This is a genomic window from Novosphingobium sp. YAF33, from assembly GCF_052113265.1.
Taxonomy (GTDB): Bacteria; Pseudomonadota; Alphaproteobacteria; order Sphingomonadales; family Sphingomonadaceae; genus Novosphingobium.
The window spans coordinates 50,988-66,033 of the sequence record NZ_JBFRCW010000016.1 but is presented as its reverse complement, the minus strand read 5'-3'; the positions used below and the strand labels follow the sequence as shown (position 1 = coordinate 66,033).

Here is a 15,046-nt window from a genome sequence, read left to right as displayed (position 1 = left end):
TGCCGGACCACTGCGCGAAGGCGTCCGCCTTCATCCAGCCAGGGTGACATGGGCCTACTGCAAGTCGCCATGTCCGATCTTGCCATTCTGCGTTTGGGGACGTGGCTAAGCCGCCGATGCCCGGCAGGTTGGGATTAGCAATTGCAGGGGCTCAAATTGCCGCCTCGGCGTCTGCCGGCGACGCCTTGAGCGCCGATAAGTGAGCAACGTATCGATGAGGATGTTCAGCTTGGACGGCACCACAAGCACCTCGGCTATTGATAAAAGCCACGCAAAATTAAATTTCTAAAATGCAGCGGCACAATTCCGACAGCGGTAAATCAATATGCAAAGGAATGCAGCACCCCTACTTAATATAACTTAACAGCCATTTTAATAGATATGCCGGCCCGTCAATCTTGTACGCTGAGCGGACATCGATAAGGGATCCTCACCTAATCACCTCTGAATTCACGTATCGAGGACCTACATTGAAGAAACATATCTCAGCAATTGCACTCTCCCTGATCGCGGCGCCTGCCCTGGCGCAGGAAGAGAACACCGCAACCGGTATCAAGGCGGGTGTGATCGTCGGCTATGACAGCACAAACCTGAGCTATTATGATCTGGACGAGAGCAAGGGCGGCTTTCTGTATGGTGCGACCTTGGGCTACGACTATGATGCCGGTCCTGTGGTCGTAGGCATCGAAAGCGAGATTACGGGCGCTACGACCAAACAAAGCTACGACAATCTAGTGTTGGCCGATGACCGCTGGAAGCTTTCGGCCGGCCGCGATCTTTACGTCGGTGCCCGCCTCGGCGTGAATGTCACGCCCACCGTTCTGCTTTATGCCAAGGGCGGCTACACCAATGCCCGCGCTGACCTCACCATCCGCTATGATGGCGAGAAATACAGCGAGCATGACAATCTCGACGGTTTTCGCGTTGGCGCCGGTGCGGAAGTCGCAGTCACGCCTGCCACCTTCGCACGTATCGAGTATCGCTACAGCGACTATGGCAACTACCAGTACGAAGACGTGGAAAGCGCCATCGGCCTGTCACGTCATCAGGTCGCCCTGACCAGCGGCTTCCGGTTCTAAGCACCGTGTAATGACTGCTCGAAGCTGGGCGACGGAACGGACTTGTCCATATCTCATCGTCCAGCTTCGGCATTTGCCAGGGCTGCTGAAAATCGATGCGCCCATGCCGCAGCCCGTATCCTGTTAAAAGTGAATGTTGATATTTTTGAACCGGCTCCGGCGGGGAGCGCCGTCGGTTACCTGTCGGGTTATCTCCGCGGGGGCAGCAAAAGCTTGCTGGCCCATCGGCCATAAGCGCGAACGCATATCGACGAGATTATCCGCGCATGAGATCGCGATAACCACCCGCCGCCATGGCGCGTGCTTCGCGAACAAGACGACGCACGCGTGAGCGCAGGGAATCGGAACGGCGCGCTTTGGCATCGCCGACCGCAGTGCCGTAGAGCACCTCCGCCAGGTCACTGAGACTGGCGCCGGCAATAAGCCCGTCATGCACTCTCAGCATGTCGATGAAGCGCCCCATCTTCGGATCCCCCGGGAAAAGCGAGACGGCGAACCGCCGATTGTCGCACAGCGCCAGAAGCCTGCGAAGCGGGAGCACGCGTGGCCGTAGCGCAGAGATGCCCTCCAGCCGGTAGCGGAGGCGGACCGGTCCCGCTGCCAGCGAGCCAGCGGCGACATCCAGCCTGATCCGGCGGAACCCGTCGCTGATGACGACATGCTCCTTGCCGTCTTCGGACCGAACAAGCGCCAGCCACTCGGCGAATGTCGCGGGATCGATGGCGTCGCCGCTATCCCGCCCGGCCGGTAGTGCCTCGACCTCGATGGTGCCGGGGTCGATATCGGCCGACCAGATAAGCTGTGCGCCCGGGGCGGAAAGCTTGGGATCCTCGGCAAAAGTGGAGCCCCCACGCCCGAACGGCGCCTCCGTCCCATCCTGAGCGAGTGAGCTCGCTGGCACACGCATACCAGTCGATGTAACCTTGATCGCGGCGCAGCCATTCCCAGGCAAGCGCCGCCCGATCGTTACCGGAAAGCAGGCGATAGGAACGAGGATCGCGCCAGTCGCGGGCATCATGGCCTGGGCCGTGGACGTTTGACGTGCCGCATTCAGCAGCTCCATTCATGACGATTTCATGACAGAATGTGTCTTGCCGTCGGAGCCGCAACTTATAGGATAGCGGTCATCTGCAATCGCGCTTCGTTTCCGGAACGAAGACCGGAGCCGAATGCGCCAGAACGGGCAAGGGACGGTTCGGCGCAGACTGGCGGCTTGAGACGCCGCGGCGAACCGAGGCGAAGCATGGGCTTCATAAAAACATATAGGAGTTTCCGGAATCGGATCGAGAACGCAGCAAACCTTGATGATCTGGATTTTACCCTCGCCGAGATCACGAGGTTGATAGGATGTGATTACTACGCCCTTGGCCATCACGTCGAACAGGGCGAAGCCAAGCTGACGCTGCGATTGTGCAATTACCCGCCGAGTTGGGTGCAGTTCTACGACGATAACCACCTTAGCGGCCGCGATCCTGTCCACCGTGCGGTGGGTCGAACCCACGAGGCGTTCCTGTGGAGCGAAGCCGGTCAGTACATAGATTTCAGTCGTACCGACCAGCGGCACATGGAACTCGCGAAGCGGCACGGCCTCGGGGAAGGCTTCACCGTGCCGGCGCATATGCCGGGCGATATCCAGGCATCGTGCTCCTTCGCCGCAATCCCGGGCCGCAAGCTCGATGAGGACGGGCTCATCCTGGCGCGGCTGATCGCGGACGATGCGTTCAAGGCAGCGCGGCGGCTGATAGGCTACAAAGAATTCATGAAGCAGATGCGAAGCGCGCCCCTGACCCGGCGGCAGCGCGAATGCCTTGCCTGGGTCGCGGCCGGCAAGACCGATTGGGAAATCGGACAGATCATCGGGATCAGGGAGGGCAGCGTCCGGCGCCATATCAGCGGCGCCTGTGCCCGGCTTGGTGCGGTGAAAAGGCCACAGGCAGTGTTCCTCGCATGTCGCGTCGGAGCGATCAGCTATCATGAGGTTCGCTGCGCCCGATAGGGACGGAACCGTCCCTATCGGGCCGCGCCGGACGGCAGGCAGGATTGCGAACCCTTTTTTGGAGGTTCGCAATGATCTACTGCCTGCCCAATGCCCCCGGCGCCGCCGAACTGAAGGTCCTGCGCAGCATGTTCGAAGCGCGCAAGCGCGTGTTCATCGATCTGCTGCACTGGGACCTTGCGGTGATTGCCGGCCGTTTCGAACTCGACGAGTTCGACATGGAACCTGCCACCTATGTCGTGCTCAGCGGCGAGGACGGCGCCCACCGGGCGTCGGCCCGTCTGCTGCCGACCACGGGACCACATATCCTGTCGGCGCTGTTCGCCGGGCTGTGTGACGAGGAAATCCCGCGGGGTCCCACGACCATGGAGATCACCCGCTTCTGCCTCGATCGCGGGTCTTCGGCGGCGCGGCGCCGGCGTGACCGCGACGAGCTGATACACGCGCTTGTTACATTCGCGCTGCGCAGCGGCATCGAGCGTTTCACCGGCGTCGCGGAAATTGCATGGATGCGCCAGGTCCTGTCGTTCGGCTGGCGATGCCGCCCGCTCGGGGTGCCGCGAGAAATAGGCAGGCGCACATTATCCGCGATGGCCATCGAGATCGACGAGGACACACCGGCCCTGCTGCAGCGCTGCGGCCTCATTGCACCGTGCACAGGGCGGGAGGCATACGATGTCTTCCACTGAACATCAGGCCTCCGTGATCGCGAAAGAGCTTCTCTCGAACGGTTTCTGCCGGGTGACCGGGGCAATGCCGGCAGAAAAGGTCAAAGCGATCGACTGCGATCTTGCGCCCGCCTTCGAGAATGCGCCTTTCTGCGCCGGCCATTTCTACGGCAACCGCACCAGGCGGTTCGGGCGATTGCTGCTGCGTTCGGCTCATGCCGAGGCGTTTGTACGGCACGAGGCGATCCTGCAGGCGGCAGAGCACATCCTGGCTCCGGCCTGCGACACGATCCAGCTCAACCTGACGCAAGGGATAGCGATCCATCCTGGCGAGCTGACGCAGATGCCGCATCGCGACCAGGACATGTGGAGGCTCGGCCCGGGCGCTGCCGAATGCCTGGTCAACGTCATATGGCCATTCACGCCCTTTACCCGCGAAAACGGCGCCACCTGGATCTGGCCGCGTAGTCACGGTCCGGCCGCGCGCGAAGATCCGCCGGACAGCGAAGGGCTGCAGATCGAGATGGAACCGGGCGATGCGCTGGTTTTCCTGGGCTCGGCGCTTCACGGCGCGGGCGCCAACACCAGCGGCGACATCCGGCGCGGGATGATCGCGGGGTACTCTCTCGGTTGGCTCAAACCATACGAAAATCAGTGGCTTGCCTATCCACCGGCGGTTGCCCGGCGGTTTTCCCCCGAGCTTGCCGCGCTGGTGGGCTACCGGCAGCACCGTCCGAACCTCGGTAACCACGAGGGAATGTGTCCATCGGTCCTGCTCGGTAACGGCCCCGCGCCGGGCCGAGGCGCGGCTGACGCGCTGCTTCCGGCACAGGCGAGCGCTACAGCCGCATATGCGGCGCGCCAGCGGAGCGGATGATGAACGCCGGTCCCCGTTCCTCACAGGCTTACGACGACCTCAAGCGGCTGCTGCTTTCCGGAACGATCGCTCCCGGCGAGCGGCTCGATCCGGCGAGACTTGCAGACGATCTCGTCTCCGGCGTCACCCCGATACGCGAAGCATTGCTGCGGCTGACAGGCGAGCGGCTGGTTGAAATCCGGCTCAACACAGGGTTTCATCTGCCGGTGATGACGGAGACGATCCTCATCGACCTCTACCGCCTGAACTTCGAACTGCTGCGCCTGGGCCATGCCGTTTCGGGAAGCGGGGTTCCGGCTCTGCCGATGCACTGGCCCAGCGCCTCCTATGCCGACAGCGCCGCCGATCTGTTTATCGCTATCGCCGACTCGTCGCAGCGGCCGGAACTTCTCGCCCAGCTCGTCATGATCAATGACCGGCTGGCGAGCGCCCGCGCAGCGGAAAGCCTGCTGTTCGATGACGCCGCGCAGGAACTCAAGTCAATTAACGACACGAGACATGACGACCGGAAAGCATTCAACCGCGTCATCAGAGCCTATCATCACAAAAGAATAGCTAACGCACGCGCGTTAGTTTCGCTAGTTTACAATACAGTTTGAAATTTATGATAGATATAATCAAACTATAGAGAAACTATAAATTTTTTATAACCGGAAATTGAAGTCACCTTGTTTGAGCCGCAATATCGCGGCGCTTGAAGAAGGAGACTGAAATGGAACGCGAAGACACTGTCATCGACCTTGGCTCCGCCACTGCGGAGACCAAGGGTCCGATCGGCCAGGGCAACGATCTCGTGCTGGCTCTCGAGCAGCCGGGTCTCACTGACGACTGACCCATGAGGATGCGCGGCGGGAGCCGCGCATCCTTCTGCCCAGGACACGCTCGGGGAACGCATCATGCCGACATCGCTGCGCAGAGGCCTATCCTTCTGCATCCTTGGAGACCGCATCGTCTTCCTGGACCTGCCCGCCGACCGCTATTTTGGCCTCTCGCGCAAAGCGGAGGATGTTTTCAGGCGGGCTTTGGCAGGTCATCCGATTTCGCGGACCGAACGGGACATTCTGGTAAGGGCCCGGATCATCGACCCGGGCGACGCGCCGCTGAGCCTCGCCCCCTGCACTGCAGAAACTCCGCATCGCAGCGCATTCGACCAGATGTCCTGCCCCTCGCGCCGACGTGACGTCGCCGCTCTTGCTTGGCGCCTGCTCCGTGCGCGCGCGAGCCTGCGCCTGCGAGGCCTACCAGCAACCGCAGCGCCCCTCGCGCGCTGCAAGGCCGCGGCGACACGGGATGGAGAGACAGGCCCGGTCACCACGCGGCATGCTCTTGCTGCGGTCGCCAGTGCGCAGGAGGCCTGCGCCCGCATGTTCGGTTCCCATGACCTGTGCCTGCCTTATGCGATTGCGGCGGCGCGCAGTCTCCATGCAGCCGGAATTCCCGCCGATATCGTGATCGCTGTCGGAATGCCGCCGTTCCGGGCCCATGCCTGGGTTCAGTGGCGGGATGTTCTGGTCAACGAGCGACTGGAGATCGCCGCCCACTACACGCCGATCGCGGTACTGTGATTCAGAAATATCTCATCGCCATCGGGCTTGGTGAGGCGCGGCAACACCGCCTCCTCGGCCGTCTCTGCCGCGCCGGCCTTTCCGTCGTTCTGGACCGCCCCGGACTGCTCACCGCAGGCGGGACGCCTTCAAAGGCAATCCCGATCAGACAATCGGGCTGCATTCTCGGCTCGCTGTTTTCGCGGACCAGCGCGAAGCGAGTGCTGTCGCTGCCCGGATCGGAGACGGAGCACATCCTGGATAGCGGCGGCAGACACCTGCTCGACAAGTACTGGGGTGACTACATCGCACTGATACCGCTTGCCGAGGGCGCGGCGGTACTGCGCAGTCCGTTCGGCACGCTGCCCTGTCTTTATCGAGCCGCCAACGGGCACGCGCATCTGGCCTCGGATATCGACACCCTGCAGCTCGGTACGGAAGGTAAATGGTCCGTCGACTACGACGCGGTCGCCCGGCAACTTGTGTTCGCCGACATGCGGCTGCGGGAAACTTGCATCAAAGACGTCTGCGAAGTGCGCGGCGGCGAGCGGGTCCATTTCCTTCGCGGCATGGCCGAGCATCATGTCCTCTGGTCGCCGTGGGATTTCGTGTTTGCGGGGCGAGCGCCACCGGGCGCGCAGGAAGCCGCAGCAAGGCTTCGCGAGGAAACGATCCGCTGCGTCCAGGCGAAAACCGATGACGCGGATCGATGCCTGGTCATGCTGTCGGGCGGGCTCGATTCGTCGATTGTCGCTGCTGCGCTGACTGCCAGCGGCCGGGACGCCGAATGCCTCAACCTGGTCGCCCCGGCATCGGCCGGTGACGAACGCGTCTATGCCCGGGCCGCCTGCGAGCGCCTCACGCTCACCCTTGCGGAAAGGAGGATGGATGAAGGCTCACTGTTGTGGGACTTGCCGGCTACAACCCACCTGCCGCGTCCGGTCGCCCGCAGCTTCGAACAGATGCTTTATCGTACCGCCGGAGACATCGCAGAGGAGCTCGGATGCGACATGATCGTCGACGGCGGCGGCGGCGACAATGTGTTCTGCTCGTTGCAGTCGGCTTCGCCCGCCGCAGATTGTCTGCTTGATCGGCAAGGGCTGCGTGCGTTCGGGCGCACGTGCAACGAGGTAGCGGCGCTCACCCATGCGTCCGCATGGCGGGTAGCGAGAAAAGCTGTTCGGCGCGCGTGGGAACGTTCGCGTCCCTACCGCTGGCCCGCCGCCGAGCAGATGCTGTTACCGAAAGCCATCGCCGCAGCTCACCGCTCACCGCTGCATCCCTGGCTGTCGGCCGGCAATCCGCCGCGGCCAGGTCGGTCTGCTCAAATCGCGCAGCTCATCGGCGCCCAGAGTTTCATGGAGGACGGCCCCCACGGCGCGAAGTTGAATGTCCTGTCTCCGCTCGTGAGCCAGCCGCTCATCGAGCACTGCCTGTCGCTCGCGCCATACCAATGGATCGAGCGCGGATGCAACCGGGCCATTGCCCGCCGTGCCTTCGCGGACATGTTGCCGCCCGAAGTGATCTGGCGGCGCAGCAAGGGCATCCCGGACAGCTATATCGTGCAGCTTTACGAGGCCAACCGGGAGATGATCCGCGATCAGTTGCTCGGCGGCCTGTTGGCCGGGGCAGGCGTGATCGATATCGCGACCGTCGAAGCAGCTCTGGACGATCCGACTCCCTTCAGGGGACGAGAATGCAGCCGGATCGTCAGGTTAATGGACGCAGAGATCTGGGCCCGCACGATCACGGGCTGATCGAACCCCCTCCGTTCGGCGCCTTGCGCGCAAGCTCCTGCCAGCGCGCGTACTGTTCCCGTTTCCCGGGCGCCGGATCCTCATGATCCCGCAGCCAGAAGTTGAACCAGTCGATGGCGCGATCATAGACTGCAAGCCGGTGCGCTGGCTGCCACTTGTTGTGATACTCATCCGGGAAAACATAGACTTCGAGCGGTTTGCCCGCCTCGGTCAGCGCGCCGATGGCCGGTAGCCCGAGCGACGCCTCCCGGTCCGCCAACTGCATGAGTATTGGGGTATCGATCTTGCGCGCGTTGACCGAAAGCGAGATCGGCTTCCAGTATTCCCGGTCGTTGTCGACCGAAGGCGGGACGCCCCGCCGCAGAATTTCCTCGCCCCATGCAAAGCCCCCCAGCACTGTCTGGGTCAGCAGATCGTCGCAGCATGTGCTCATGGCCGCCGCCTTGAAACGGCGGGAATTGATCAGCGCGAACTCGATGGTTGAGGCACCGTCACTGAGGCCGCTGATGCCGACGCGTTCGGGATCGATCGTCCCGGTGGCCACGGCAGCATCGATGCCCGCCTCGATTGCAGAAAGCGTGTTCTTGCGATCGGCCCAGCCGTTCCAGTCGGTAGCTCGGCCCTGCTCGAATGTCCTTACGGAAGGGTCCTGGCTGCCTACGGACGGCGGGCGGTCGAAGCTCAGGACGGCGACGCCCTTCGCGGCCATGGGATAGATCGGATAGTCATCGCCGATCCCGCCTCTCAGGAAGCCGGTGCTGCGATACTGCACGATAACGAGAGGAAGCTTGCTCTTGCCGTCGTAATCCGGTGGCAGCACGAGGTCTGCCCACGCGGGAAAGCCGCGATCGCTGGTAACCTTGAGCCGCGTGACCTTCCCGAGGTTCAGGTTCGCAAACTCCGGGTTCGGGTCGAAAATGAGGCGGCTGCGCCCCGACGCAAGATCGACCCCCATGATGCGTCGGGGCGTGGCGGCGTTCTCGCGGCCGCATATGAGTTCGTCACCTGCAAAGATGCAGCCGGTCAGGGCATCGCTGGTACGCAGGATGGTGGTGAGGCGATTGCTGGAAGGCACCCAGCGGTAGAGGACGAATTCCTCGCTGTTCCATCCTTCGCGGGCGAGGAAGACGACGGACTTGCCGTCCCGTTCCCAGAACAGGCGGCCGATCTTGCCAGCGCAGCCCTCGGCTTTGCAGGCGATATCCCTGCTGCCGGGCAGTCGCGCCCAGACCCGGCGCTTGGCAAAGGGAAGGTCATTGACCGGCGCTGTCCATGCCGATGCGCCGTTAATAGACCGAACGGCAAGCTCGTAAGGGGATCCCGCTGCCGGCGGCGGATTTATGATCCGCTCTTCCTCTGGCGTCGCCTGGCGAACCCTCGGACCTGCGAGTTCCACCACGAAGGCGGTCCTTGCCAGATCCTTTGCCCACGGCTGCGGCTCCCAGGATTGCATGGGCAGGATACTCTTGTCGTAAAGCCAGCCGGTTCGGGCTTCACGGACGATCCTTTGCCTTGCCGCGTCCCGGCCCGGCCTGGTGAAGTAGGCAAGCCCGCCAGAATCCGGGAGCCACCTGAAATTCTCGACATTGCTGCCTTCATGGGTGAGCACGCGGCTGCCGCTTCCGTCGGCCTTCGCGGAAACGAGCTGGACAACGCCGTCCACTTCCTTGCGGTAAGCGATCGACGTTCCGTCCGGCGACCAGGCGGGAACGATCGTGTCGGGAAAGCCGGTGACGATGTAGAGATCGCGGAACACGCCCGCGAGGCGCGGGATCGCTCCCCCGCGGTCAATGATTCGCGGCGCGCCCCCGCCCCTGCGCGGCATGACGACCAGCGCCGAGCAATAGGCATTCGCCTTCGGGTCGCCCCGGGTGATGACGAAGGCGATGCTGTGCCCGTCGGGCGACAGCGCATAGGGGCTCTGGGGGTTAGAAATCACTTCGGTGTCGCCGACATCGCGGATCCGGGCGAGATCCATCGTGGTCATGGTCCGGCCTGATGCCCGGGACGACGACCCCGACGATAGCGCCGAAGGCGCCTCCGTTGACAACTTCGGCGACAACTCCAGCGACCGCAGTGCCTGAGCCGAAGGAAGGAGGTCGTCGCAGGTTGCTCGCGCCTGCCCCGCACTAGAAAGAGCGCCCGCCAGTGCGAGCAGGCTAGAAGAAAGCTTTACCATTTTTTGGACACCGTGAGGCTGAGGACGCGGCCGAAAGGCGAGTAGTTGGTGCTGTCGTAAGGGGTATCGGTATAGGCACGGACCGCGATGGGGCTGGGCTTGTCGTTGAAGGCGTTCTGGATCGAAGCGATCACCTCGATCCCGGCTAACAGGGCACTTCGCCGGTTCGCGGGACTCAGGCCCGTGTCGTTCCTGTCCAGGTGGTAACGCAAGGTCAGATCGACTGGCGCCATGGCGCCGATCCGGGGCGAGGAAACCGAGCGGATATCACGGACCGGACCGATGTAGTTCACCGCAGCGAGCAACGAAAACTGCTCGTCGCTCCAGCCGACCTCGCCGCGGGCCCGGAAATGCGGCGGGTTGAAGATCGTGCCTGCCATCTGCGTGACCGCCTGCCCGGCCGCGATCTGCTGCCTGCTTTCGATGTAGCTGCCGTTGAAGCCGGTGCGCAGCAAGCCTCCGCCCAGATCAAACTGATAGCCGGCCTGCACATCGACCCCTCGCACCGTCTGACGTCCGGCATTGATGTTGGAATTGTCAACAATGGCGATCACCGTGGCCGGATCGTAATCGGCCCCGGAATAGTTGGTGAAGGTTGCCCCTCGGCCCAGCGCGTCTGCCTGCTGGGCAGGGTCCGGATCGTGCGTGACGTAAGGGGCATAGACCGCGTTCGACAGCGACTGCGCGGTATAAGGGATCGGCGTGACGATCCGGTCGCGGTAACGGATCTCGAAATAGCTGATTTCAAGTTTGAACCCTTCGAGGGCCCGGGGATGAAGATCGAGCGTGGCCGACCAGTTGGTCGAGCGTTCGGGCCGCAGATCAGGATTGCCACCGGAGACCAGCAGGGCAGATCCGCCGCCGTTTCCGCCCAGCACCGGGGCGGCGTATAGCAAGACTGTCGCCGGTCGAAATTGCTCATAGAGCGTCGGCGTGCGGTAGGAACGCCCCCAGCTTCCCTTGACCGAAAGATCCTTAGTCGGCGAATAGATCATCCCGAGCTTGGGAGTTACGACTGAACCGACGCCGAAATAACGCTCATAGCGCGCGGCAAGGCTGACATCGAGCTGCTCGCCGAAGGCGGGAAGCTGACCCGCGCTAAACACGGGAACGGCAAGCTCACCGAAGGCATAGTAGCTGTCCTGCGAAGCCTCGATAGAGGCACCGGGCGCCGAGCCCATTCGCCGGAAGTCATTCCGACGATATCCTCCCCCAAGCGCAGCCTTCACGTTGCCGCCGGGAAGTTCGACAAGCCTGCCGGTGCCGGAGAGCTCGATATTCCGGGTCGTGTTGCGATAGACGCCGGAGCTGGCTTCGCTCCGAGTTCCGCGGATCGTGTTCACACCGCCGAACACGGAGCGATTCCAGCCGTAACTGCCGCCGAGCGTCACCAGCCAGTCGGCAGGCAACGCGAGGTTCAGCGACGGCGCCGCGCCCCAGGCCTCCGAACCTCGTGCGAAATCAACGCGGCTGATCGCAAGGTCGCCGGACGCATTGAGCGGCAACGTCTGTTCCCACCAGCGCTTGTTGTAAAGAAGGTCGAGATCGAAGGTGAGATTGGCGGCTAGATCCTGCCGCACGACGAGCGCGGCATTGTGGTGACGCAGATAGGGTGACAACGTGACCCCGGGGGTACGCGTTTCGGCATAGGAGCGCTGACTCGCCTCGATCGGGGTAGTGCGTGCGAACTCGTACGCGGCAAGCACGCTTCCCGACTGCCAGGTCTGGCCCGCCGTGGCGCCGTACTGCTGCTGGAAGTTGCCGCCGTCCGTCGAACCGGCAAGCCGTGCACTCGCTTCGAGACCGTCGAAACGGCGACGAAGGACGATGTTGGCTACGCCTGCCACCGCATCCGAACCGAACAGCGCCGAGGCCCCGTCGGGAACCACGTCGATGCGCTCGATGGCACCGAAGGGAATGGCGGAGACGTCGACCCCCTGGGTAACCCCGGCATAGCTCATCCGCCGGCCGTCGAGCAGCGTCAGCGTGGCATCGCTGCCAAGCCCTCTGAGGTTGATCGACGTCCCGCCGTCGAGATCGACGCCCCGCCCACCCGGAACATTATAGCCCACGCCGGCATTCTGGCCGCCGCCGAAGTTCTGCGGGATCGCGCGCAGGACGTCTGCAACGGACAACTGCCCTGCGTTGCGCATCGCCTCGCGCTCGTACGTGAGGGTTGTCGAGGCAATGGCCGCGCCGCGAATGCGCGTTCCCGTGACTACGATCCCGTCCCCGGCCCCGCCGTTCGGCTTCCGCGGCCCCACCACGAAGCCGGATCCGCTCGCCCTCGCCTTCAGTCCAGTCCCGACCAGAAGCACGCGAAGCGCCTCTTCCAGGCTGTAGTCACCATCAAGGCTCCGCGCACTGCGACCGGCGATTTCGGCGTCATTGGCGCTGATGTTGGCAGCGAATATCTGCCCGAGTTCGCGAAGCGCGCTCGACAGGGGCTGCGCCGGAACGTGAACCGATTGCCGCTCAAGTACTCCGGCACTTGCCTGGGGCTGCGCCGCGACAGGGGCGCAGCATGCCATTGCGGCTGCAGTCAGGCTGCAGCACGCCAGAAAACGGTAACGCACTTGGTGACCTCCCATCCCGAAGAACCGCTGTTCGCTGGATCCTTCATGACGGGAACGGCATGCGGCGGAATCTACCCTACCGCCTTTTTTGACTTTCTTCTGACCCCGGACGAACCAGAGCCAGAGTGCCCTCTTCCCGCGCCTTTACCACCAGGCCGAAGGTTAGCGCTGCCTGCCGGGCGAAGGCCTCCGGATCGGAGCGCCGGAAGGAACCGGTTATCCTCATCCCGGCCGCCGCGCCGCCTTCGATGACGACAGGGGTAGGACTGGTAAGGTTGAATGCCGCGGCGGCGGCGACGAGGTCCATACCGTCGAACATGATCATGTCGCGCGGCCACTGAAGCGTTGCGGCGATGATGGCACGAGGTTTGCCGAGGGTCCCACCGGCAAACGAAATGCTTTCCCCGGCCTTGAGATCGACACCCCGCCTTCCCGCAAGGACGCTTCGAACCTCGACCGCGCCTTGGAGAAGCGAGACATCGGCGGCGGCGCCCGGCAGGAGCGCGACATCGAAGAGGGTACCATGCGCCTCGACACTCCCCCCGCCCGCCTCGACAATGAACGGCCTGCTCGTATCATGAGCAACAGAAAAGCGTGCCCGGCCCGCAAGGAGACGCAGCCGCCGTCCTCCTTCATCGAAGGCCAGCTGCAGGCGCGCCCCGCGATCAAGGGTGACGTTCGACCCGTCGGGAAGGTGAATGGTTCGGGGCGCCTCGTCCATCGCCGCCGACACGAGCCGGTGGGAGCCCGTCTGCGCATCGAGACCGCCCGCGACCTTGATGGCCAGCATGGCGCCAACGCCGACAGCGAGGAATGCCGCTGCGGCCCGTGCCCAACCCTGAGGTGCAAATTTCCGCTGTCCAACGCCGTCGAGACCACGGCGTTTGCCTGTCGCGGTATTGGCGAGGAACATCGTCGTGTCCCAGGCCCGTAGCTTCTCTTCATAGGCCTGCGCGCGCGCCGGATCCATGCGCCAGGCCTCGAAGGCGGCGTACGAGGCTTCCGCGTCGGGCCCGCGCATGACCGCGAACCAGTCAGCCGCTTCCTGCTCGATGCTCATTGCGGCACCGGCCCTGATCCCGCCGCGACGATCACGGTTTCAAATGCCGCGACACGTGAGCGATCGCCTTGCTCATATGCTTCTCGATCGCTTTCACGCTCAGCCCGGTCCTTGTCGCTATCTCGCCATAACTATAGCCGTCGAGCCGGTGCGCGAGAAAAATCTCCCGGGTCCTGGGTTTCAGGCGAGCCATGATCGCCTCGAGGCGCGCGAGAGTATCCCTCGCTTCAAGGGCCGCAACGGTATCAAAACCCTCAAGTTCATCCACTCCATCGTTGTGGAATTCGGCGCAGCGCCGAATCGCCTGGCGCGCCTCGTCCCTGATGAGATTGATCGTCGCTCGCCTCAGGTACGCAGCCGGGGCGACGACTTCGAGCGGATCGTCCCTTCCTCGTCCGGCAAGCCTCATGAAAAGCTGCTGGACGATATCGGCGGCGCGGTCGGCCGAAGTATGACGGACCGCAAAACGCAAGAGCCGGTCACGATGCGTGTGATAAAGACCCTCGAGCCAGTCGGAATCGCGCCTGATGAGCCGGTCCTCCGGCGGCAGGGGCTCGCCCTCGCAGATGACGCGCGTTTCCGGACAGTTCTCCGATGCCCGGTTCAGCCGCATGACGATACCCATTCAGCAACGTACACAGCTGATACACTCCGCAAGTTGCGGGCGCTCTCGATGCCCATCTTCATGGGCTTTCTCCACACGGAGTACGCCCGACAAAAACCGGACGAAGCCAACGTTTTGAAATCGAGTACCGGCGCCTTTAGCCACGAAGGCCTGGACATTCACGCCAGCGGCCCGGATGCTTTCGCGCCGAGCGATAGTTTCAAGAGGAAGTTGGCACGCCTCTACGCTGACAATAAGCGCACGCCCGACACTACGCAGGTGCACTCACAATGCAAGTTCCGAAAGAACGGGACCCGGGCTGAAGATTCATTGCTTGAGCAAGTGCCGAGATCTTTAGCCGCATGCGGCCTGGACATACATCCCGGCAGCCCGAATAATCCATTCGGCCGACAATTCGCATCGACATAATGGAATGTTGGTCACCGCATTGACAAGGTATCATTACGGCGCCTGCGAGAGGATTAAATCTTTGCAAGTTTCGCAGCACGCTGCCCAATAATGCCCTATTCCCAGCATATCTTCGTGATGCACACCGAAGCCCGCGAGCAGCCGCCGAGGGAAGCCCATTCAGACGCCACTGCCAGGGCAGCCCTCTCTCGCCGAATAGAGTAATTCGACGGATACCATACCTTGGTCGTTTCGTGATCATTTGATCACGACGGCAAAAAACCGCGATGTTACGCCT

General features: G+C 63.0%; 14 protein-coding genes. 8 read left to right on the top strand and 6 right to left on the bottom strand.

The window, feature by feature from the left end; all coding sequences use genetic code 11:
- Positions 1–470: 470 nt before the first annotated feature.
- Entirely contained in the window at positions 471–1,079 is a 609-nt protein-coding gene (locus AB4Z00_RS23330) for an outer membrane protein (protein WP_442047412.1), read from the top strand.
- A 256-nt stretch (positions 1,080–1,335) separates the two neighbouring features.
- On the opposite strand, the gene AB4Z00_RS23325 is transcribed toward AB4Z00_RS23330, so the two are convergent.
- Both AB4Z00_RS23325 and AB4Z00_RS23320 read right to left on the bottom strand, forming a co-directional pair.
- Entirely contained in the window at positions 1,336–1,620 is a 285-nt protein-coding gene (locus tag AB4Z00_RS23325) for a DNA -binding domain-containing protein (protein ID WP_442047411.1), read from the bottom strand.
- A 190-nt stretch (positions 1,621–1,810) separates the two neighbouring features.
- A complete protein-coding gene (locus AB4Z00_RS23320) occupies positions 1,811–2,146 on the bottom strand; it encodes a transcriptional regulator domain-containing protein (protein ID WP_442047410.1) in 336 nt (111 codons plus the stop codon).
- A 176-nt stretch (positions 2,147–2,322) separates the two neighbouring features.
- On the opposite strand from AB4Z00_RS23320, the gene AB4Z00_RS23315 reads away from it, so the two are divergent.
- The 7 genes from AB4Z00_RS23315 to AB4Z00_RS23285 all read left to right on the top strand — a co-directional run bounded on the left by AB4Z00_RS23315 (position 2,323) and on the right by AB4Z00_RS23285 (position 7,921).
- Positions 2,323–3,075: an autoinducer binding domain-containing protein gene (locus AB4Z00_RS23315; RefSeq protein WP_442047409.1), complete on the top strand. Its 753-nt coding sequence runs from the start codon at positions 2,323–2,325 to the stop codon at positions 3,073–3,075.
- 71 nt (positions 3,076–3,146) lie between these two features.
- Positions 3,147–3,764: an acyl-homoserine-lactone synthase gene (locus AB4Z00_RS23310; protein ID WP_442047408.1), complete on the top strand. Its 618-nt coding sequence runs from the start codon at positions 3,147–3,149 to the stop codon at positions 3,762–3,764.
- Positions 3,751–4,620, top strand: coding sequence for a phytanoyl-CoA dioxygenase family protein (locus AB4Z00_RS23305; RefSeq protein WP_442047407.1), 870 nt, complete (start codon positions 3,751–3,753; stop codon positions 4,618–4,620). The genes AB4Z00_RS23310 and AB4Z00_RS23305 overlap by 14 nt, the downstream gene beginning before the upstream one ends.
- On the top strand, positions 4,620–5,219 hold the full coding sequence (locus AB4Z00_RS23300; RefSeq protein ID WP_442047406.1) for a GntR family transcriptional regulator: 600 nt from the start codon (positions 4,620–4,622) through the stop codon (positions 5,217–5,219). The genes AB4Z00_RS23305 and AB4Z00_RS23300 overlap by 1 nt, the downstream gene beginning before the upstream one ends.
- Positions 5,220–5,332: 113 nt before the next feature.
- Positions 5,333–5,452 carry a benenodin family lasso peptide gene (locus tag AB4Z00_RS23295; RefSeq protein WP_442047405.1) on the top strand — a complete coding sequence of 40 codons (120 nt, stop codon included), beginning with the start codon at positions 5,333–5,335 and terminating at the stop codon, positions 5,450–5,452.
- Between the two features lie 64 nt (positions 5,453–5,516).
- Positions 5,517–6,185, top strand: coding sequence for a lasso peptide biosynthesis B2 protein (locus AB4Z00_RS23290; RefSeq protein WP_442047404.1), 669 nt, complete (start codon positions 5,517–5,519; stop codon positions 6,183–6,185).
- Positions 6,182–7,921, top strand: a complete 1,740-nt coding sequence (locus AB4Z00_RS23285; protein ID WP_442047403.1) for an asparagine synthase-related protein — start codon at positions 6,182–6,184, stop codon at positions 7,919–7,921. Before AB4Z00_RS23290 ends, AB4Z00_RS23285 begins: the two co-directional genes overlap by 4 nt.
- Here the strand turns inward: AB4Z00_RS23285 and AB4Z00_RS23280 are convergent.
- The 4 genes from AB4Z00_RS23280 to AB4Z00_RS23265 all read right to left on the bottom strand — a co-directional run bounded on the left by AB4Z00_RS23280 (position 7,911) and on the right by AB4Z00_RS23265 (position 14,361).
- A complete protein-coding gene (locus AB4Z00_RS23280; protein ID WP_442047402.1) occupies positions 7,911–9,908 on the bottom strand; it encodes an Atxe2 family lasso peptide isopeptidase in 1,998 nt (665 codons plus the stop codon). The genes AB4Z00_RS23285 and AB4Z00_RS23280 overlap by 11 nt on opposite strands.
- A gap of 185 nt (positions 9,909–10,093) precedes the next feature.
- On the bottom strand, positions 10,094–12,631 hold the full coding sequence (locus tag AB4Z00_RS23275) for a TonB-dependent receptor domain-containing protein (protein WP_442047401.1): 2,538 nt from the start codon (positions 12,629–12,631) through the stop codon (positions 10,094–10,096).
- A 121-nt stretch (positions 12,632–12,752) separates the two neighbouring features.
- On the bottom strand, positions 12,753–13,736 hold the full coding sequence (locus AB4Z00_RS23270; protein WP_442047400.1) for a FecR family protein: 984 nt from the start codon (positions 13,734–13,736) through the stop codon (positions 12,753–12,755).
- A 31-nt stretch (positions 13,737–13,767) separates the two neighbouring features.
- Complete coding sequence (locus AB4Z00_RS23265) at positions 13,768–14,361, bottom strand: RNA polymerase sigma factor (RefSeq protein WP_442047399.1); 594 nt, start codon at positions 14,359–14,361, stop codon at positions 13,768–13,770.
- Positions 14,362–15,046 lie beyond the last annotated feature (685 nt).